Here is a 19,657-nt window from a genome sequence, read left to right on the forward strand (position 1 = left end):
CGATGACCCTGCTCATGATCCGCCGCCTGGCCCGGCCACGCCCGTCGCGGGCGTGAACCGGCCCGGCGCCGACTCCACCGCCCAGCCACGGGCCACCAGCCGTTTCGCCTTCGACCGCAGCGCCTCCACCCGCGCCGGCACCACGTCCATGCCGAAGACGGCGGCCAGTTCCTGACAGGTCATCGGCCCCTGACCGAGCCGGGCCCGGTCCGCGAGTGTGGTGAGGATGCGCTGGTAGTCCACCGGCAGCGCCGACCAGGCCAGCCCCTCGCACCACACCGGCACCTGCGACTTCGGCGTCGCCGCATCCCCGGACACCGACCGCGCGGCCGTACCCGGCGGATCCGTGACGGCCTCCGCCCCGGCGGTGCCGCTGCCCGCCGGGGCCAGCACCGCGCCGACCCGCCTGCGGGCGATCACCCACTCCTGCCACTCCAGCTCGGCCGCAGCGAGTTCGGCCTGGATACGGTCGGCCTCCTCCCGCAGCCCGTCCACGCGACGGCGAGCGGCGAGCTCGTGCTCTTCCAGCAGTCCGACGACCGACGGCATCCGCAACCTCCCCAAGCAGTGACCACCCGACAGGCCACCACTCCCACGGAACCACCACCCCTATGCCCGACCAGGCAGAACGCCGTCCTCAAGCTCGGAAAGACAACAGCTTCTTAACTTCGCGGCATTGGATGATCACCTGCTACCGATCACGCCCACGACCGGCACGAGCACCTCAGCCCCCGCTCACGCCAGCCCCATGACCAGCGAATTCAGGTTGGACGATGCTCATTGGCGAGCTCTTCGGTCATCCGTTCGAGGACACGTTCGGCGACGGTGAGTTCGTCCCGCTCGGCCCGCACCTCCGCCGGCTGCTTGGCCAGCTGTTTTTCGAGTTCGTCCAGCTCCGCGCGCCGCGCGGTGATCCGTTCCGGCAGCTCGGGATCCAGCATGCACCGGATCGTAGAAGTCCGCCTGCCACGGCGAACAGGAACCGGTTGAAGGTGCCGCGAAGTCGACGCCGCACCGGACGCCCTCGCGCCCGGTGCGGACGTCGCGCGCCAGTTCGGAGGCCGCGGGATCAGCGGTAGACCTCACCGGGTCCGCCGAGCCATCGATGGTCGCGTCCAACGCCCAGGAGCGGTGCGAGACAGTGGTCCGCCGGCCCAGCCCGCAGGGCCGGTCCCGCCAGCGGCGCGAACTTGTCGAATATCGATATGTTCCTCTACCGTGAGGATAACGAAAGTCGATAGGGGGAAGTTGTATGAACACGCGACTCACGAGGACTCTGTCCGCGGTGACCTTTGCCCTGGCGGTGCTCTGCGGGCTCGCCTTCTTCGGCACGGGGGTCACGCACATGCTCGACGACGGGGCGGTCTGCGTGCAGACGGACTTCTGGCACAACGCCTCACTGGCAGACCCACTGCCGGTGGGCACGGCCGTGGAGGTGTCCAGCAGTGCTACACGTCTGTGCCAGGACAGCCCCTCGGCGGGGCAGCGCGCCGCCGACCTCGGGAACGAACTGCCCTGGCTGCTGTTTGGTGCTCTCGCGCTGCTGCTCTTCTCCCGGCTGCTCGAGGCCGTCCTGCTGCAGGGACCGTTCACCGAGGCGATGGCGCAAAGGCTCTCCGCTCTCGGCTGGTTCGTCACCGTGGGCACGCCGCTGGCCGGCCTCATCGTCGGATGGTCGCATTCCTGGCTCGTCGGAAGCATGGCGCCGATCGTGGGTTCGGGGCCGACGGTCTCTGGGCCGCTGGTGCTCGTCCTTGCAGGCCTCGCCGCAGTGATCATGGGGAAGATCATGCGGGAAGGCGTACGCATGCGAGAGGACCTCGAAGGGACCATCTGATGCCCGAAGAGGAACCTCACCCGATCCGGATCCACCTCGACCTCCTTCTCGCCGAGCGTGGCATGACACTTACCGAACTGTCTGCACAAGTGGGTATCACCGTCGTCAACCTGTCCGTGCTGAAGAACGGGCGGGCTAAAGCCATCCGCTTCTCGACCCTGGCGAGGATCTGCGAGGTCTTGCGGTGCCAGCCGGGAGACCTGATCACCCACGACCCCACAGAGAGGGGTCTATAGCCCAATGCCGGGTAGTTAGGCAGGGGCTGTTGCATGATCGCGATCGGTCCGGAACGTCGGGCTGGTCCGGCCCTGGGGCGGACGTCCCGGTTCGGGCAGGGGTAAACGCAGTGCAGGCACGGTCTCGGTGATCATGTGAGTGTCGAAGCCCCATGAACACTTGGCGAGTCCGTGCCTGCTCCCGCATCTTCCCTCATGCCCACCGCGCTGGACCAACTGGCCCAGACTCCCGCACCGGCCCCGCTGSCGGACGCGGTCCGYCTGTCCGGATTTTTGGATCTGCTTCCCGATCCACGAGGCGTCCRCGGCCGCCGCTACTCGCTGCCGGCCCTGGTCGCCGCGGCCGCAGCGAGTGTCCTGGCCGGCGCCCGCTCACTGACCGCGATCACAGAATGGATCAGCGACGCGCCCGGATGGGCCTGCCGGGCTCTCGGCTTCCCCGCCGACCCGCTGACCGGCTCGGTGTCCGTGCCGCACCCCCACACCCTGCGCCGTCTCCTCGTCCAGCTCGACGGCGACGCCCTGGACCAGGCGATCGGAGCCTTCCTCGCCTCCCGCGCCACCCCGGCCGGTCCCGAGCTGCGGGCGATCGCGGTCGACGGCAAGGCCCTGCGCGGCTCGCGCACCGCCACCACCACGCACATCACCCTCCTGGCCGCGATGGACCACGCGGGCCACGTCCTGGCCCAGCGGCAGGTCGCGGACAAGAGCAACGAGGTGCGCCACGAGGCGCTCTGTCGTATCCCCGGCCCAGCCGGGAAGAACTCGGAAGGAGGTTCTTGGGCTCAATGGCTAACCCCGAGGCGAAAGCCGGAGGGGACAAGAGCATGCCATGAAAACTTGTGGCCGTGTCCAGAGATCAGGAACGGTGCACAAGGGGGCCCGCGTGATATGGCGAAAGCTAGACTGCCTGAATCCCAATCTCCAGTGATGCAACTCTTCATCCACCGGAAAATTTCTCTGAAACCGGTGCCGCACTCTGCGTTGGATTATTTCGTTGGCGGCGCAACTTCCGGAGTGCTGGGCGATGTCCAGTGAGGACATTCAAGGAGATGAGTGGGGCGCCTACGTCACGCTGCAGACGTACGACAGAGACGAACGTGGGATCGCCTACGGGCCGCGAGGCCCAGGGCGACGGAGTGCTCGTAGTAGTCGCCGGAGTCACGACCGGCCGGGGAGGACGGGAGAGCCGTCCGCAGGGCGAAGGAGCACAGATGATCGGACACACATGCCTGGGAGGTATGCGAAATGCAGAGTGCTGAAACGGTGCTGGGTGTCCTACGTGAACGCGGCCGGCGCGGCCTGCCGCTGGAGGAACTGTATCGGCAGATGTTCAATCCGCAGTTGTATCTGCTGGCTTACGGGCGTATCTACTCCAACCATGGAGCGATGACACCCGGAGTCTCGGGGGAGACCGCGGACGGCATGTCCATCGGGAAGATCAATCGCATCATCGATGCGATGCGCCACGAGCGCTTCCGATTCCGTCCCGTGCGGCGCACTCACATTCCCAAAAAGAATGGTAAGACGCGTCCTCTGGGTCTGCCGTCATGGACGGACAAACTGGTCGGGGAGGTGATGCGCCTACTACTGGAGGCGTACTACGAGCCGACGTTTTCCGACCGCTCCCACGGTTTTCGTCCCGGACGCGGTTGCCACACGGCACTGACCGAGGTGGCCAACACGTGGACCGGGACAACCTGGTTCATCGAGGGAGACATCGCCGACTGCTTCGGATCTTTCGACCATGAGGTCGTGATCACGATTCTGTCGGAGAAGATCCACGACAACCGGTTCCTGTTGCTGGTGCGCAACATGCTTGCGGCCGGATACATGGAGGACTGGGTCTGGCACGCAACACTGTCCGGCTCGCCGCAAGGTGGTGTGCTCTCGCCCTTGCTGTCCTCCATCTACCTGCACAAGTTGGACACGTTCATCGAACAGACACTGATTCCCGAATACACCCGAGGAGAGAAGCGGCGGCACAACTCGGCCTACGTCAAGCTGTCCGGCATCATCGAGCGCGGACGCCGACGCGGCGACCGCGCAGTCGTACGGGAGGCGCGCAAGCAGCGACGCATGCTGCCCAGCAAAGACCCCTACGATTCGGGATACCGGCGGCTGAGGTACTGCCGTTACGCCGACGACCATCTCCTTGGTTTCACCGGACCGAAAGCCGAGGCTGAGCAGATCAAGGCGCGTCTGGCGGCATTCCTGCGTGAGGAACTCAAGCTCGAACTGTCCCCTGACAAAACACTGATCACCCATGCCCGCTCACAAGCGGCACGGTTCCTCGGCTATGAGATCACCGCTCACCACGATCATCGCAAGGGAGCCCGAGGTCGCAGATGGACCGACGGCTTCATCAAGTTGAACGTGCCGCGATCGGTGGTCAAGGCGAAGTGCGCTCGGCACATGCGGCGTGGCAAACCCGCCCACCGCCGCGATCTGGTCAACGAAAGCGACTACACCATTGTCGCGACATTCGGGGCCGAATACCGAGGGCTCGTCCAGTACTACCTGCTTGCCGGGGACGTCTACAAGCTGAACCGGCTCGAATGGGTCATGCGAACTGCGATGCTGCGGACCCTGGCCGCCAAGCACCGCTCGTCGGTGTCGAAAATGACGACCCGCCACAGGGTCAAGACCGAGACACCCTACGGGCTTCGCACGTGCTTCGAGGCCACGCAACCGCGGGAGGGCAGGAAACCACTGGTCGCCAGGTTCGGAGGGATTCCTCTCCGGCGCAACAAGAACGCGGTGCCCCATGACCGCGTCCCCAGCCCCACACCCCACCGTCACCGGGAAGTCGTCCGACGACTTCTCCGCAGCGTGTGCGAGCTCTGCCACCGTCGAACCGAGGTGGAAACCCACCAGGTCCGCACGCTGGCTGGCCTCACCGGGACTGGGACCGCCGCACCCGGATGGAAGAAGCTCATGGCCGACAAACGCCGCAAGACCCTGATCGTCTGCGGTGACTGCCACGACTCCATCCATACCGGAACACCGGCAGGATGATCACGGACATGGTCATCGGAGAGCTCACTGCGGGGAAACTCGCACGGTGAGTTCGGAGGGAGGCCGCGCGAAAAAGGACCAGTTCACGCTGGCACCTCGCCGCGCGGCCGACCCTACATCCCCGCCTTCCAGCCCCTGCTGTCCACCATCGACCTGACCGGCACGGTCATCACCGCCGACGCCCTGCACACCCAGCACACCCACGGCACCTACCTCCGCGAGCGCGGTGCCCACTACATCGCCCAGGTCAAGGCCAACCACCCCGGCCTGTTCGACCGCGTCCGCCATCTGCCCTGGCGCGAGATCGCGCTCGACCACCACGACCGCACCCGGGCCCACCACCGCCTGGAGATCCGGCGGCTGAAGACCGCYGCCTTCGCCCACCTCGACTRCCCCGACGCCCGCCAGGCCCTCCARGTCGTCCGCTGGAGGMAGGACTTCACCAGYGGCAAGCTCACCATCGAACGCGCCTACCTGATCACCAGCCTGCCGCCCGGCACCGCCGGCGGCACCCGGCTCGCCGACTGGATCAAAGGGCACTGGAAGATCGAAAATCTTCTGCATCACGTCCGCGACCGCACGTTCCGCGAGGACGACTCCACGATTCACRCCGGCCGCCTCCCACGCGTCATGGCCGGCCTGCGYAACCTCGCCATCGGCGTCCACCGCCAGGACGGCCACACCAACATCGCCGCCGCCCTACGCCACACCGCCCGCGACTGCCACAGGCCCCTGGCCGCCCTCGGCCTCACCGGATGAACCCGGACAGATCTTGATCATGCAAGGGACCCTGGGTAGTTAGGGTCCGTAAAGAATCAACACGTTGCTTCGCGGTCGCTCCGTCGTTGGTGTGGTACGCGCATACCGAGCGAGGTTCATGACCAACTTGCCCTGAGATTCGGGGCGTCGTTCCCTCACCTGAATGAGCGGCAGCAGCGGATGGCACTGGCCACCGAGGCCCGGCTGCTGGGGCACGGCGGGGTCCGGGCCGTCGCACGTGCCGCAGGGGTGAGCGAGACGACGGTGCGCAAGGGAGTCTTCGAGTTGGAGGGCGGCGAGGCCCCACTGCCCGATGGCCGGGTGCGCCGCGACGGCGGCGGCCGCAAAAGCGCCGATGAGCTTGACCCGCTGCTCGTTCCGGCGTTGCTGGCCCTGGTGGAGCCGGACGAGCGGGGCGATCCGATGTCGCCGCTGCGCTGGACGACCAAGTCGCTGCGGTGCCTGTCCGGGGAGCTGACGCGGCAGGGCCATGCTGTGTCGGCGCCGACCGTGGGCCGGCTGCTGCGGGAGAACGGTTTCAGCCTGCAGGCCAACGCGAAGACCCTGGAGGGAGCCCGGCACCCGGACCGGGATGCGCAGTTCCGGTACATCAACAACCAGGCCAAGAACCATCAGGCGGACGGTGAGCCGGTGGTCAGCGTGGATACGAAAAAGAAGGAAGTCGTCGGCCAGTTCAAGAACGCGGGCCGCCAATGGCGGCCGACGGGTGATCCGGTGCGGGGCGGCACCCATGACTTCCCCGATCAGGAGCTCGGCCGGGCCGCCCCCTACGGGATCTACGACATCACCGCGAACACCGGCTGGGTCAGCGTCGGCACCGACCACGACACCGCCGCGTTCGCGGTCGCCTCGCTCCGCCGCTGGTGGAACGGGCAGGGACGCCTCGACTATCCCCACGCCACCCGGCTGCTGATCACCGCCGACGCGGGCGGCTCCAACGGCTACCGCACCCGGGCCTGGAAGACCGAACTCGCGGCCTTCGCCGCCGAGACCGGCCTGGCCGTCACCGTCTGCCACATGCCTCCGGGCACATCGAAATGGAACAAGGTGGAGCACCGGCTGTTCTCCGCGATCACGATGAACTGGCGCGGCCGCCCGCTGACCAGCTACGAGGTCATCGTGCAGAGCATCGCCGCGACCACCACGCGCACCGGGCTCACCGTCCACGCCGAGCTGGACCCCGGCCGTTATCCCACCGGAGTGAAGGTCAGCGACGCCGAGCTGAACGCTGTGCCGTTGACCGGCCACGCCTTCCACCGGGAGTGGAACTACACCGTGCACCCCCAGCCCACCGAGCCGGCGAACCCCGGCGGACCGGCCGTCGGCCTCGACCGGGAGGCCCTGTCGCACCCCGCCCTGACCGGCATGACCAGCGCCGCCCTGACTGGGCTGACCACGGCCCTGGCAGGCACTGCACGCCCCGGACCGCACTACACGACGCGACGGCGGCGTCCGGCGCCGGGCCCCAGGCGGCGGCCGCAAAGCCAAACTGGACCTGGCCGACCGCGTCCTGGCCACCGTGCTGCGCCAGCGCCTTGGCCTGTCACCCACCGTGCTCGCCCGCCTGTTCACCGTCAGCAAGGACACCATCCGCCAGGCCACCGGCGAGAGCCGGCAGCTGATGGACCAGCACGGGCACACCCTCACCCCCGCGGCAGCGCACCTGAGCACCCTGGCCGGGCTCTTCGTCTACGCCGCCGCACACGGTGTCACCCTCACACCACAGACGAAACCCACACCTTGATTCTTTACGGACCCTTAGCTTCGCTTTTTACTTCCCGGAGCGGTTCGCCCTGGCGTTTTCCCTGATCAGTGGACATGGCGCGGCCATCGCGGGACTCTCCGAGGAGGCAACGAAACGCTCAGGGAGGCCACGATGGCCGCTGTCCTCAGTGTGGCTCCGGACCAGGAGATCCGCGACGGACTGCCGGAGCTGACCGAGTTCCGCGAGCGGGTCTATGCCTGCTTGTCCGTGCGGCGGGATGCTCTGTTCGGCGTGCTGGACGCTGTGTGCTGTCCGGTGGTGGTCCAGTCGCTGGCGCACCTGTCGCTGGCCGAGCGGCACGGGCGGCGGCACGGGAGTGTGTACGGCGCGCTGGCCCGCGGCCGGATCGACGCCGACCGGCTGCGCGAAGAGCTGATACGGGCCCGGGACCGGTGCTGGCCGCTGGTCTTCGCGGTGGACACCTCTACCTGGTGCCGGTGCGATGCGGAGTGCTCGGCCGGGCGCGGCTACTACTACCACCCCTCCCGCCACTCGGCCGGGCAGCCGATCGTGGCCGGCTGGCGCTACCAGTGGATCGCCCAGCTCGGCTGGGCCGCCGACTCCTGGACCGCTCCGATGGACGCGGTCCGCCTGGACCCGCGCTGTGAGGCGCCCGGCCCCGAGCGGGCCGCCGCCGGGCAGATCCGAGACCTGCTGGGGCGCCTGGGCCCGACCGGCGCGGTGCCCTGGTTCGTCTTCGACGGCGGCTACGACCCGGTCCAGCTGAGCGTGGAATGCGGCGATGCTCGCGCGCAGTTGCTCACGCGGGTGAAATCCAGCCGCGTCTTCCACCCGGCCGACTCGGAGTCTTCGACCGGCACCCGCCGCTTCTCAGCGGCCAGCCCTGCACCCCGCTGTTACGTCCCATCTGCGGGGCTTGCCATCACGGAGCATCGTTGAGGGTTCAGTGAGCTTCACCCGTCCGGGCTTCCCCTTGCCTGTGACCCCCGGATGGAACAAGAGTCCTTGGGCTTCTTCCCCGAGCTTCGCACCCCGCCGTTACCAGCGACGCACGTCGGGGAGGGGACGGGCCTTGGACACTGGCCCGGGTCACGTCATCGGCGTCATGCCGACCTCCTTCCTGCGTAACCACTCACAGCGTGCGACCTCGCGTCGCACCCCCGATCTGGCAGTTCTCGGTGCGGCCCGGGGCTTGTAATTGAATAACTGTCAGGTTTGATCTGTGGGGTATCTTTCGATTGGCGTCCCACGGGCCTTCAGCTGCTCCAGGGTGCGGGCGGGCGCTCCGGGCAGTGGCGTGACGGTGATTTTGTGCAGGTCCAGGAGGCGGTGCCCGTCCTGGAACTGATTGGACAGGTTGGTGCGGGTGACGCCCTGAACCGCCCCGGCTCGAATGGAGACTCGATTTCATGAAAGGATCGGGTCATGGCACGACCTTCCCGTTACCCGCTTGAGCTGCGCCGTCGCGCGGTGCGCATGGTCGCCGAGGTGCGCGATGACCACCCGAACGAGACGGCCGCTCTGCAGGCGGTCACGGACAAGCTCGGCATCGGCTCCCGCGAGACGCTGCGGAACTGGGTGAAGCAGCACGAGATCGACGCGGGGACGCGGCCGGGAACGACGACGGAGGAGTCCGCCCAGCTCAAGGCGTTGAAGAAGGAGAACGCCGAGCTGAAGCGGGCGAATGAGATCCTGAAGGCGGCGGCGAGTTTCTTCGCGGCCGAGCTCGACCGGCCACACACGCGCTCGTAGCGTTCATCGCCGAGCACAAGGGCCGCTTCGGCGGGGTCGAGCCGATCTGCAGGACGCTCACCGAGCATGACTGCACGATCGCCCCTTCCACCTATTACGCGCACAAGAAACGCCTGGCAGCCCCGTCTGCCCGTACTGTGCGGGACGCGGAAATCAAGGGGCTGATCCGCCAGGTCCACACCGACAACTACCGTGTCTACGGGGCCCGGAAGATCTGGCGGGAGCTGAACCGGCAGGGTCAGAAGGTGGCCCGCTGCACCGTTGAACGGCTGATGCGCGAGCTGGGCATCGCCGGCGCCGTCCGCGGTAAGAGGGTCATCACCACGATTCCGGACCAGCAGGCCGAGCGGGCGCCGGACCGGGTGGACCGCGACTTCGTCGCCGGCGCGCCGAATCGCTGCTGGGTCGCGGATTTCACGCACGTGGCCACCTGGGCCGGAGTGGTCTACATCGCCTTCGTCGTGGACACCTTCTCCCGCCGGATCGTCGGCTGGTCCGCCGCGACGTCGAAGGAGACCCAGCTCGTCCTGGACGCTCTGGAGATGGCACTGTGGCAGCGCGACCGCGATGAATATCCCTATGTTCAGGGCGAATTGATACATCACAGCGACGCGGGCAGTCAGTACACCAGTTTCCGGCTGGCCGAGCACCTGGACGCGGCCGGCATCGCGGCCTCGATCGGCTCTGTCGGAGATGCGTACGACAACGCCCTGATGGAGAGCACGATCGGCCTGTTCAAAACCGAATTGATCAAGCCGCAGCGGCCCTGGAAGACCCTCTCCCAGGTCGAGCTGGCCACCGCCGAGTGGATCGACTGGTACTGCCACCGACGACTGCACGGTGAGATAGGCCACGTCCCACCCGTCGAGTACGAGACCAACTACTACACGGAACTCACGAAGCCCCAGGTCACCACCACAATCTGAGGTCTCTACCGAACCCGGGGCGGTTCAGTGTCGTGGTCGGTCCCGACATTGACCCAGCCGGTGTTGGTGGCGATGTCGTAGATCCCGTAGGGAATGGCCACCGGCTGGTCGCTGGTGGTGAAGGTGTGGCAGTCGACCCTGATCGGGTTCTTGCCCGGCCGCCAGGCGCGGCCGGGCCGGTCGCGGTGGCCGAGCCATTCCTTGGCTTTGGTGTCGACACTGATCACCGGCTGGCCGTCGTCGAGGAAGGCGGTGGCCGTGGCGTTCAGGTGGGCGAACTGGGCATCGCGGTCCGGGTGGCTGGCGCCTTCGGTGGTCTTGACGGTGCCCTGCAGGCTGTAGCCCAGCTTGTGCAGCAGGCGCCCGACGGTTGCGGCGCTGACCCGATGGCCCTGTGACGTGAGGGTCAAGGCGAGGGCACGCAGCGACAGGGTGGTCCATCGCAGCGGGGAGACGGGATCACCCCGGGTGTGTGGCTCGATCAGCGCCTCCAGCGTCGGCAGCAGGCCGGGGTCGGTGACCGTCAACGGCTTGCGGCCGGCTCCCGGAGCCCGGACCCTCCTCGTCGGCACCGGGTCTGCGGCCAGTTCAGTGACGCCGCGCGCGACGGTGGCGGTGCTGGCTCCGGAAGCGGCAGCCACCAGCGTGATCCCACCGTGGCCGATGGCCGTGGCCTCGCTGGCCAGGTAGAGCCGACGGCGGCGCTCGTCGAGATGCGGCAGGATCCGATCGAACTTTGCCCGTAACTCGGCAACGGGCGGACGCACAGTCATGGTCCACCCTCCCACCAACGCCGCCTGGGCAAGCAGTAATTGAAATACAAGCCCCCGGCCGCACCGAGAACTGCCAGATCGGCGTCTTCGCCGCCTACGCCAGCTCCACCGGCCGCGCGTTGGTGGACCGGGAGCTGTACCTGCCCAAGTCCTGGACCACCGACCGCGACCGCTGCCGCGCCGCGAAGATCCCCGACGAGCGCGAGTTCGCGACCAAGGGCGCCCTCGCCAAGGCGATCGTGCTGCGCGCACTGGCCTCGCCGTTACCGATCGCCTGGGTCACCGCGGACTCCGCCTACGGCCAGGAATGCCGCTTCCGCCGCATACTAGAGAACGCCGGTGTCGGCTACGTCGTGGCTGTGCCGAAGTCCCAGTTCACCGTGGGATGCCCGCGCATCGATCACCTCTTCGCCCAGGCTCCGCAGGACGCCTGGGAGCGCCGCTCGTGCGGACAGGGCGCCAAGGGCCAGCGGATGTACGACTGGGCCGCGATACAACTGCCCGCAGTCGCCGAATTCGACTACCAGGGAAGGGAGTTGGTGCGTCGACGGTGGGCGCTGGCACGGCGCAGCGTGAGCAAGCCGGACGAGATCGCCTACTACCTCGCTTACGCACCTCTGGACGCGGGGGTGGACGACCTGGTGCGGGTCGCCGGCACCAGGTGGGCGATCGAGGAGTGCTTCCAGGCGGCAAAAAACGAGTGCGGCCTGGACCAGTACGAAGTCCGCCGCTATCCGGGCTGGTACCGGCACATCACCCTGGCCATGCTCGCCCACGCCTTCCTTGCAGCCATGACCGCGCAGGCCCGCGAAAAGGGGGCTGCACCGGTGAGGAAACCGAGGTCATCGAGCTCACCGTGGCGGAAGTGCGGCGACTCCTGGCAGCTCGCGCTCCCCAGCACCCCCATGCCCACACCCACGCGCTGAACTGGTCGCACTGGCGTCGACGACGCCAAGCCGTGGCCCGCCACTGCCACTATCGCCGTCGGGGACACTCCTTCGAGGGGCGCCCGGTCAGAAGCCGCCCCTGACCGGGCGGTGCCCGCTACACTCCCACCGCTCGGCAACCGCGCAGGTCAAGACGCGAAGTACTGCTGGAGTACTAACCGGCCCACGGCGTTGTCGGCGAGGGCGGTCACGACGGCGGTGCGCAGTCCGAAGCAGCGTCGCAGGCCTCGTACGACGTTGTACTCGCCGCCGCCCTCCCAGACCTGGAAGGTGCGGGCGGTGCGGATGCGGCTCTCGCCCGGGTCGAAGCGCAGCATCACCTCGCCGAGGGCCACGACGTCGGTCACGGCGTGCTCCGTTCCACGGCCTCGGTGGTCAGTCGGCGGATTTCCTCGTAGTCGCCCTGCTCCAAGTGCGCGACGGTCGCCATCCAGCTGCCGCCGACGGCGAGGACCGCCAGGTCGGCGAGGTAGGCGGCCAGGCGGGAGGCGTCGATCCCGCCGGTCGGAATGAAGCGGGCCTGCGGGAAAGGGGCCGCGAGTGCTCGGAGCGTTCGCAGGCCGCCGAGCGGTTCGGCGGGGAAGAGCTTGACAGGGTGGCAGCCTGCCCGCAGGGCGCATCAGCTCGGTGGCGGTGGCGATGCCCGGCACCACGGGCACCCTCAGCTCCCGGCACCTTGCGACGACCTCCTCGTCGTAGCCGAGGGAGACGACAAAGCGGGCTCCGGCGGTCACGGCCCGTTCCGCCTGATCCCTCGTGAGTACTGTGCCCGCGCCGACGGTCAGCCCACCGTGAGCCGCCATCGTCTTGAGTACCTGCTCGGCGCCGGGGGTGCGGAAGGTGACTTCGGCGCACCGGGCGCCGCCCGCCGCGAGCGCCTCGGCCAGCGGACCGGCCGTGGCAGGGTCGGGCACGGTCAGTACCGGCAGGATCCGAGAACCCTTCAGCACGGAGTCGAGACCGGCCGTCATCGGCCGGGCCGTCCGCCGTCGACCGGCAGAACCGCACCGTAAACGCACGCGGCGGCGCGGGAAGCGAGGAAGGCGGCCGCGCCCGCCTGGCCGTCCGCGTACGGGTGCCGGCGGTGACGGCCGCGGCTCGCGGTGCTCGGTGACGGCCAGCTGCTCGGGGTCACTGTTCGGCGGCACCCTCGCGTGGTCGGATCCGACGCGGGCGGCGCGCAGTACGACGTCGGGCGTAGCGGGCGGCGGGTTCGGACGGACGGTCCGCCGATGGCGGTGTCGGGTCGGCGGCCGGCCGTCGGCCTGGTCCAGAAGGCCCTGAGCTGCGGGACGTCGATCAGGAGCACAACAAATCCCCTCCTCGGGGTCGTAGAAGCGGGTCGCGGTGGCGGACCAGCGGTTCCAGCCGCCGGCAAGGACGCAGAGTGGTCAGCCGGAGCCGAATACCGGTTGGGACCTTGATTCCTTCGACGGCGCGGTAGACCCGCGAAGGCGCGATGGACCCTGCGCCCGGTATCCCGCACCGCGCGGATTCGCTGTCAGCCCCGGCGGCCTCCTGTGTGTCCTCGCCTGAGCGCTCGTCGGCCGCGTACACGGCACTGGTCACGCCGTGTCCCGGACGATGGCGACCGGGCAGTGCGCGTGGTACAGGAGGGCCTGGCTCACCGAGCCCAGCAGCATCCCGGAGAAGCCACCGCGCCCCCTGGCTCCGGCCACCATCAATTGGGCTTTCCGGCTCGCTTCGATCAGGACCTCGCGGATCTCACCGCTCAGGGCGCTGTCACGTTGTTGAGTGTGTGAATGCCTGATGGTACGTCGGGCGTGGTGGGGCCGGGTTCCGGCTCTGGGATCAGGCCGTGGCAGACAGGCCGGCGACGCCGGTGACCTGATCCCAGAGGGTGAAGCGGATGGTCATCTCGGCCCGGTATTCGGTGGCGGTCATCCGGTGGCGGTGGGGGCGGAAGTGGGGTGAGATGCCGCTGAACGCGGCCAGGAAGCGTTGTGCTGCGCCGACGGAGCGGAAGCCCTTCATCGCGCGTTCGCGCTGCCGGGTGGGCTGGTGGCTGTTCTCGGCCCGGTTGTTCAGGCCCTTGTGGGAGCGGTGCTCGACCGAGGGCATGACCTCGCGGTGGGCCGCGCCGTAGGAGCGGAGCTTGTCGGTGACCACCACCCGGGGCACCGCGCGCGTCTTCTTCATCAGGCGGCGGAAGAAGCGCCTGGCCGCGGCGGTGTCCCGGCGGTTCTGCACGAGGATGTCCAGCACCATCCCGTCCTGGTCGACGGCCCGCCACCGGTACGTCAGCTCCCCGTTGATCCTGACGAACACCTCGTCCAGGTKSCATTTATCCCCGGGGCGGGGCCGGCGGCGGCGCAGTCCGTTCGCATAGGTTTGTCCGAACTTGGCGCACCAGCGGCGGACCGTCTCGTGGGAGACGGTCACACCGCGCTCGAGCATGAGCTCCTCCACCTCGCGGAACGACAGCGGGAAGCGGAAGTACAGCCACACGCAGTGGGAGATGATCTCGACTGGGTACCGGTGCCCCTTGTACAACGGCGATGCGTCCCCCACGGAGACCCTCCTCCACCATGATCAACTCGGAGATCATCCCACGGGTCAGCCAATGTGACAGTGCCTTCTGGCCGGCCATCCCGGCTACGCGGCGGGCAGACGATCCCCGGCATCGGCCCGGCCTTCGCCGCCGTCATGGTCGCCGAGATCGGCGACGTCGCCCGCTTCCCGGGCCCCGCCCGGCTGTGTTCGGGGGCCGGGCCGACCCCGCGGCACCGCGCCTCGGACACCAAGGTCCACCGCGGGCCGATCACCAGGCAGGGCTCGTCGCTGCTGCGCTGGGCCTGCGTCGAGGCGGTGCAGCGATGCTCCGCCGACACCCCGATGCGGCGGCTGAGGGACCGCATCGTCGACCGCCGTGGCACCCCGGCCCGCAACGTCGCCAAGGCCGCCGCGGCCCGCAAGCTGCTCACCCTGGTCTACTACGCGCTGCGCGACGGCGAGGTCCGCTGCCTGGCGAAGACGGGTCCGGCGTGAGCAGGCCGGAACCCGGCCGGCGCGCGATCGCGCACTGTCTGGCCCCCGCCTCGGCGGCGCGGCCGTCAACGTGATTGGTCCCGCTTGCCGGAGCGGACCGCCCCATGCAGAGGGCCTGTTCGGGCCGCACGGGCGGAACAGGGCCCCGCGAAGGGATGACCGGCAGCCGAGCCTGCCCACCCCACGACCACACCCTGGGGGCGAGACACCACAACTCCACACCCCGGTCCCGGCGCGACCAGTCTGCGCCGCCCGGGTGCGGCCTCAAGGCGGAGCGCCCGCAGGCGGAGCCGAGGACGAACGGCCTTGAGGCCGCACCCGGGGCTCAGCGCTGCCTGCAAGCGCCCGGAAACCGGAGAAAAAGGACGAGGAGACCTCTTGCCCACCCCCGCTCCTTCAGGGATGACAGTGCCGAAGTACCTGGGGCGGGCCGTCGACCAGGACGGCAGCGTCCTCGACATGCTCGTGCAGAACCGGCGCGACAAGAAGGTGGCACTGCGGTTCTTCCGCCGGCTCCTGAAGGATGATGACCATCCGCTTCGCGAGCTGGAACCAGATCACCGGCGTCGCCGGCCTGCTCGCCGTAGCCTGAGCCACTGTCACCACCGAAGCCGAAACGCGCCGAACCGGCTCACACCCTCGAGCACTCACTCAACCTGACAACGCCGACCCCGCAGATAGCCATCGATCCACAGGTCTTGACAATTACTCGCCCGTTTCAGTGCCGTGCTCCCGCTCCTGCCCTCTGGTCTCCTCATGCCCGTGGTCGAACAGCGAGGGTGTGTGGGAGATACTGCGGTGCGCAACCACAAGCGCAGAGGGGGGATCGGTGCGACCACTGACGAATGACGATCCGCGGCACGTCGGGCCGTTCCGCATCGTCGGGCTGCTCGGTGAGGGCGGGATGGGCCGGGTCTATCTCGGGCGAGCCGCGGACGGGCGGACGGTGGCAGTGAAGACTACGCGCCGCGAAGTCGCCGACGACGGGCGCTTCCGGAAGCGGTTTGCCCGCGAGGTGGCCGCGGCCCGACGGGTGGGCGGACCGTTCGTGGCACCGGTGGTCGATGCCGCTCCCCATGTCGATGTGCCGTGGATGGCCACCGAGTACGTACCGGGCCTGTCCCTGAGCACTGTGGTGGACCGCTACGGGCCGCTGCCCGAAAACGCCGTGGAGTTGCTGGCGTCCGGCCTGTTGCAGGCCCTGTCGGCCGTACACGCACAGGGCCTGGTGCACCGCGACCTCAAGCCTTCGAACATCATTCTCACCGCCACCGGTCCGCGCGTCATCGACTTCGGGATCGCGCGCTCCGCTGTGGACACCACCTTGACGACGGTCGGTGCTGCCCTCGGCACGCCCGGGTTCATGGCACCGGAGCAAATCACGACGGTGGGGCCCGAGATCACGGGAGCGGCGGACGTCTTCGCGTTCGGCGGCGTCCTGGTCTTCGCAGCGACCGGCAGTGGCCCGTTCGGAACCGCCCACTCCCAAGTCCTGATGTACCGCACCGTGTACGAGGAACCCGGACTGGACGGACTCCCCCAAGGCCTGGCGGGGATAGTAGCGGCCTGCCTGGACAAGGAACCGGGCCAGCGACCCACCATGGCGGCACTCATGACGCGCCTCGGCGCGCCCCACTACGACGGCTGGCTCCCGGATCCCCTGGCCTCCGAGTTACGCCGGCTCTCCACGCAGCTGAACGACCCCGGGGCCATGTCCGCGCAGCGGACCGACATCGGTTGGCCTTCTCCTGACAACTTCGAGAGGGTGCAGACCGTTACCAAGACGGACAACCCGGAAAGACCTGCGGGTACGCCCGCTGCGGGTCGGAAGGATTCCGCGCTCTCCCGTTCGGCAGCAACGGACTCCAACCCCGCTCTGGAGGCCACGCACCTGCGCGGAACCATCGTCACCGAGCACGCTGCCGCGCCAGGCCTCGCAGGCCGGCCTGCCTCCCCAGCTCCGTCCGAGGCTGTCCAGGGGGCGCCCAGGGCAACGCCCGTCATCCCCGCTGCCGGCAACGGCACCCCCGTCGACGGATCAGCCGCATCACCCAAACGGGAGAAATCCCGTCGGCTGGCCGCGGGCCTGCTCGCTCTTCTTCTAGCGGGGGCCACGGCCGGGCTGCTCATGTTCAACTCAGGGCTGTTCGACGACGGAACGAACACAGCTGACGACAAGTCAGACGCCGCACCGACCGATGCGCCCAACAGCATTCCGACCGATGTGCCCAGGGACCCAGTTGCCGACATCGGCGACGAGGAGGTCAACACACCAAGGATCATGAAACTTCCCAGCTGCAACGAAAACTCACCAGGCGACTTGGCTTACCACATGGACATCGAGCCCGACCCGCTGCATCTGGGGAAGAAAGCCTCCTTCACGATGACGTTCGTACACAGGGGCGGCCCGCCGTGCCGTTTCGACCTGGGCCGCAGGGAGACCTACCTCGCGGTAATCGCGTCGGATGAGACCATCTGGTCGTCCGCCGATTGCGCCAGCCCCTACGCCCCGCGCCGCTGGGCAAGGCTCGACTCCTCCCACGTCCTCACCATCGTTTTCAAATGGGACTTCCAACAGTCCGAACCGAACTGCGCCGCCCCGTCCAAGAAAGTCTTCGATGAACGCGGCCACTCCTACCGCTACCAGGTCGCATCACCCACCTACCCCGGGGCCGACACCCTTGAATACCCCTTCACCGTGACCGAAGGTGCCGCTTGATGCCACTTGCGTGGCAGCGCATCGCGCTCGCCCGGTCCTTCCACGCGGATGCCGCCGCGCACAGCGGCCAAGTACCGCAGTCACCCTCGTGGTGCACGAGCGGCGCTTCCCCCTGGTAGGTGGACATCCGGGTCTGTATAGCGAACGGCCCTGTCTCACTTTCGGTGGTGACGGAGAGTCGTGAGGGTCGTTGACATTCGCGTGAAGAATGTCAACGAGCTTGTGCAGATGGTGTTTTCGGGTCTGTCCCCGCTGGTCATCGAGGATGTGACCGACGAGGGCGAGCGGATCGTGGTGCGGGCGCGGACTGCGCAGGACGCCGCGGCCTGCCCGGTGTGCGGGGCGCTGTCGGGGCGGGTGCACGGCTATCAGCTGCGGACGGTGGCCGACGTGCCAGTCGATGACCGCCGGGTGGTGGTCCGTGTGCGGGTGCGGCGTCTGGTGTGTCCCACGCCCGGCTGCCGGCACACCTTCCGCGAGCAGGTGCCCGGGGTGCTGGAGCGCTACCAGCGACGTACGGCCCGCCTGACCAGGCAGGTCAAGGCCGTGGTCAAGGAGTTGGCGGGCCGGGCCGGGGCACGTCTGCTGGCGATACTCCAGGTGGGCCTGTCGCGTCACACGGCTCTGCGCGCCCTGTTGCGCATCCCGTTGCCCACCGGGCGGGTGCCCCGCGTGATCGGCGTCGATGACTTCGCTCTGCGCCGGCGGCACCGTTATGCCACCGTGGTGATCGACGCCGAAACGCACGAGCGGATCGACGTGCTGCCCGACCGTACCGCCGGCACGCTGGAAGCGTGGCTGCGCGAGCATCCGGGCATCGAGGTCGTGTGCCGTGACGGCTCGGCGACCTACGCCGAGGCCATCCGCCGTGCCCTGCCCCACGCGGTCCAGGTCGCTGACCGCTGGCATGTATGGCACAACCTGTGCGAAGCCGCCCTCAGCGAGGTGAAGGCACACAGCACCTGCTGGGCCGCCGTGCTGGACGCGCCCCTGTACGACGGGCCCCGCGCGCGAACCACCCTCGAGCGCTGGCACCAGGTCCACGACCTACTCGACCAGGGCGTGGGCCTGCTCGAGTGCGCCCGCCGGCTTCAACTGGCCCTGAACACCGTCAAACGCTACGCCCGAGCCGACCGGCCCGAACGGATGCTTCGCGTCCCCAAGTACCGCGCCAGCCTTGTCGACCCCTACCGTGAGCACCTGCGTAAACGACGGGCGGAGCACCCCGCCGTCCCCGTCCAGCACCTCTTCGAAGAGATCAAGGCCCTCGGCTTCACGGGCTGCTTGAACCTCCTGCACAAGTACATCAACCAAGGCCGCGCAGACGCCGACCGCAGCCACATCTCCCCACGTCGGCTCGCCCGGATGCTGCTCACCCGGCCCAGCAACCTCAAAAACGAACATCACGACCTCCTGGACCGGCTCACTGGCGCCTGCCCCGAGATGACCCAACTGACCACCAGCATCAGGGACTTCGCCGAACTCCTGACGCCCTGCCCAGAAAATGCCGACAGGCTCTCGGACTGGATCGCACAGGCCCGCGCAGTCGATCTGCCCCACCTGCACGCCTTCACCCGGGGCCTGGAACGGGACCGCGACGCCGTGATCGCCGCACTCACGCTTCCGTACAGCAACGGCCCCACCGAGGGCGTCAACACCAAGACCAAGCGGATCGCGCGCCAGATGCACGGACGAGCAGGCTTCACCCTTCTTCGCCACCGCATCCTCCTCGGATAAGGACACGCTCCGTCACCACCGAAAGTGAGACAGGGCCGAACGATTTACAGTCCCGGCTTCGTGACAACTTCTGAGCTTCGGCTCACTGCGCAGCTGTGCATTCGGCTGTGGGTGGCTGCGGATTACCGCCGGGGGCGTTGTCACGTTGTTGGATGTGCGCGGGCCTGATGGCGTGCCAGGGCGTGGTCGGCTCGAGT

The 19,657-nt window shown here is 68.3% G+C and carries 16 protein-coding genes and 6 pseudogenes; 14 read left to right on the top strand and 8 right to left on the bottom strand.

Features of this window, described 5'->3' with window-relative positions; all coding sequences use genetic code 11:
* Positions 1-12: 12 nt before the first annotated feature.
* Positions 13-549 (bottom strand): hypothetical protein, encoded by a 537-nt coding sequence (locus DIZ27_RS40170; protein ID WP_109382947.1) that lies wholly within the window; start codon positions 547-549, stop codon positions 13-15.
* A gap of 212 nt (positions 550-761) precedes the next feature.
* The gene (locus DIZ27_RS40175; RefSeq protein ID WP_109383292.1) at positions 762-941 is read right to left on the bottom strand and encodes a hypothetical protein; all 180 of its coding nucleotides are present in this window, start codon (positions 939-941) and stop codon (positions 762-764) included.
* A 344-nt stretch (positions 942-1,285) separates the two neighbouring features.
* Between DIZ27_RS40175 and DIZ27_RS40180 the strand changes: the two genes are divergently transcribed.
* From DIZ27_RS40180 to DIZ27_RS40215, 9 genes and pseudogenes are all read left to right on the top strand, one after another.
* On the top strand, positions 1,286-1,837 hold the full coding sequence (locus DIZ27_RS40180; RefSeq protein ID WP_258308791.1) for a DUF2975 domain-containing protein: 552 nt from the start codon (positions 1,286-1,288) through the stop codon (positions 1,835-1,837).
* A complete protein-coding gene (locus DIZ27_RS40185) occupies positions 1,837-2,073 on the top strand; it encodes a helix-turn-helix transcriptional regulator (RefSeq protein ID WP_109383294.1) in 237 nt (78 codons plus the stop codon). The genes DIZ27_RS40180 and DIZ27_RS40185 overlap by 1 nt, the downstream gene beginning before the upstream one ends.
* 195 nt (positions 2,074-2,268) lie before the next feature.
* A complete protein-coding gene (locus tag DIZ27_RS48010) occupies positions 2,269-3,111 on the top strand; it encodes a transposase family protein (RefSeq protein ID WP_258308792.1) in 843 nt (280 codons plus the stop codon).
* Between the two features lie 210 nt (positions 3,112-3,321).
* Positions 3,322-5,091, top strand: coding sequence for a reverse transcriptase/maturase family protein (locus DIZ27_RS40195; protein ID WP_181383934.1), 1,770 nt, complete (start codon positions 3,322-3,324; stop codon positions 5,089-5,091).
* 153 nt (positions 5,092-5,244) lie between these two features.
* Positions 5,245-5,688: pseudogene (locus tag DIZ27_RS40200) on the top strand (ISAs1 family transposase); the annotation flags it as partial.
* A gap of 33 nt (positions 5,689-5,721) precedes the next feature.
* Positions 5,722-5,850: a hypothetical protein gene (locus tag DIZ27_RS48015; RefSeq protein WP_258308793.1), complete on the top strand. Its 129-nt coding sequence runs from the start codon at positions 5,722-5,724 to the stop codon at positions 5,848-5,850.
* Positions 5,851-6,036: 186 nt separating this feature from the next.
* Positions 6,037-7,615 (top strand): annotated as a pseudogene (locus DIZ27_RS40205) (ISAzo13 family transposase).
* 132 nt (positions 7,616-7,747) lie between these two features.
* Complete coding sequence (locus DIZ27_RS40210; protein WP_109383295.1) at positions 7,748-8,536, top strand: transposase; 789 nt, start codon at positions 7,748-7,750, stop codon at positions 8,534-8,536.
* 486 nt (positions 8,537-9,022) lie between these two features.
* A protein-coding gene (locus DIZ27_RS40215) for an IS3 family transposase (RefSeq protein WP_109383296.1) occupies positions 9,023-10,275 on the top strand; the annotation gives its coding sequence in 2 pieces (ribosomal slippage) (positions 9,023-9,305 and positions 9,305-10,275; 1,254 coding nt in all).
* 26 nt (positions 10,276-10,301) lie between these two features.
* On the opposite strand, the pseudogene DIZ27_RS40220 reads toward DIZ27_RS40215, so the two are convergent.
* Positions 10,302-11,048 (bottom strand): annotated as a pseudogene (locus tag DIZ27_RS40220) (ISAzo13 family transposase); the annotation flags it as partial.
* On the opposite strand from DIZ27_RS40220, the gene DIZ27_RS40225 reads away from it, so the two are divergent.
* Positions 11,012-11,974: an IS701 family transposase gene (locus DIZ27_RS40225; protein WP_258308794.1), complete on the top strand. Its 963-nt coding sequence runs from the start codon at positions 11,012-11,014 to the stop codon at positions 11,972-11,974. The pseudogene DIZ27_RS40220 and the gene DIZ27_RS40225 overlap by 37 nt on opposite strands.
* A gap of 173 nt (positions 11,975-12,147) precedes the next feature.
* Here the strand turns inward: DIZ27_RS40225 and DIZ27_RS40230 are convergent.
* From DIZ27_RS40230 to DIZ27_RS40250, 5 genes and pseudogenes are all read right to left on the bottom strand, one after another.
* Positions 12,148-12,342, bottom strand: a pseudogene (locus DIZ27_RS40230) (sugar kinase); the annotation flags it as partial.
* Complete coding sequence (locus DIZ27_RS48020) at positions 12,339-12,608, bottom strand: hypothetical protein (RefSeq protein ID WP_309074979.1); 270 nt, start codon at positions 12,606-12,608, stop codon at positions 12,339-12,341. The gene DIZ27_RS48020 and the pseudogene DIZ27_RS40230, both read right to left, overlap by 4 nt.
* A gap of 64 nt (positions 12,609-12,672) precedes the next feature.
* Positions 12,673-12,966 (bottom strand): annotated as a pseudogene (locus DIZ27_RS48025) (keto-deoxy-phosphogluconate aldolase); the annotation flags it as partial.
* A gap of 594 nt (positions 12,967-13,560) precedes the next feature.
* Positions 13,561-13,725 (bottom strand): annotated as a pseudogene (locus DIZ27_RS40245) (universal stress protein); the annotation flags it as partial.
* A gap of 82 nt (positions 13,726-13,807) precedes the next feature.
* Positions 13,808-14,527, bottom strand: a complete 720-nt coding sequence (locus DIZ27_RS40250) for an IS6 family transposase (protein WP_109383298.1) — start codon at positions 14,525-14,527, stop codon at positions 13,808-13,810.
* A gap of 54 nt (positions 14,528-14,581) precedes the next feature.
* Here DIZ27_RS40250 and DIZ27_RS40255 point away from each other — a divergent pair, with 54 nt between their 5' ends.
* The 4 genes from DIZ27_RS40255 to DIZ27_RS40270 all read left to right on the top strand — a co-directional run bounded on the left by DIZ27_RS40255 (position 14,582) and on the right by DIZ27_RS40270 (position 19,460).
* Positions 14,582-15,004, top strand: a complete 423-nt coding sequence (locus DIZ27_RS40255) for a transposase (protein ID WP_146229081.1) — start codon at positions 14,582-14,584, stop codon at positions 15,002-15,004.
* Positions 15,005-15,463: 459 nt separating this feature from the next.
* Positions 15,464-15,664 (top strand): hypothetical protein, encoded by a 201-nt coding sequence (locus tag DIZ27_RS49050; RefSeq protein ID WP_375232063.1) that lies wholly within the window; start codon positions 15,464-15,466, stop codon positions 15,662-15,664.
* A gap of 169 nt (positions 15,665-15,833) precedes the next feature.
* Positions 15,834-17,723, top strand: a complete 1,890-nt coding sequence (locus DIZ27_RS40265; protein ID WP_109383300.1) for a serine/threonine-protein kinase — start codon at positions 15,834-15,836, stop codon at positions 17,721-17,723.
* Positions 17,724-17,951: 228 nt separating this feature from the next.
* Positions 17,952-19,460: an ISL3 family transposase gene (locus DIZ27_RS40270; protein WP_375232062.1), complete on the top strand. Its 1,509-nt coding sequence runs from the start codon at positions 17,952-17,954 to the stop codon at positions 19,458-19,460.
* The last annotated feature ends 197 nt before the right edge of the window (positions 19,461-19,657 follow it).

Origin of the sequence: Streptomyces sp. NWU339, assembly GCF_003143855.1 — a bacterium.
Taxonomy (GTDB): domain Bacteria; phylum Actinomycetota; class Actinomycetes; order Streptomycetales; family Streptomycetaceae; genus Streptomyces.

Bases quoted from the DNA above. Each gene is read 5' to 3' on its own strand.
- DIZ27_RS40195 (WP_181383934.1), top strand. From the start codon at position 3,322: ATGCAGAGTGCTGAAACGGTGCTGGGTGTCCTACGTGAACGCGGCCGG.
- DIZ27_RS40210 (WP_109383295.1), top strand. From the start codon at position 7,748: ATGGCCGCTGTCCTCAGTGTGGCTCCGGACCAGGAGATCCGCGACGGA.
- DIZ27_RS40175 (WP_109383292.1), bottom strand. From the start codon at position 941: ATGCTGGATCCCGAGCTGCCGGAACGGATCACCGCGCGGCGCGCGGAG.
- DIZ27_RS49050 (WP_375232063.1), top strand. From the start codon at position 15,464: ATGCTCGTGCAGAACCGGCGCGACAAGAAGGTGGCACTGCGGTTCTTC.
- DIZ27_RS40270 (WP_375232062.1), top strand. From the start codon at position 17,952: ATGGTGTTTTCGGGTCTGTCCCCGCTGGTCATCGAGGATGTGACCGAC.
- DIZ27_RS40185 (WP_109383294.1), top strand. From the start codon at position 1,837: ATGCCCGAAGAGGAACCTCACCCGATCCGGATCCACCTCGACCTCCTT.
- DIZ27_RS40170 (WP_109382947.1), bottom strand. From the start codon at position 549: ATGCCGTCGGTCGTCGGACTGCTGGAAGAGCACGAGCTCGCCGCTCGC.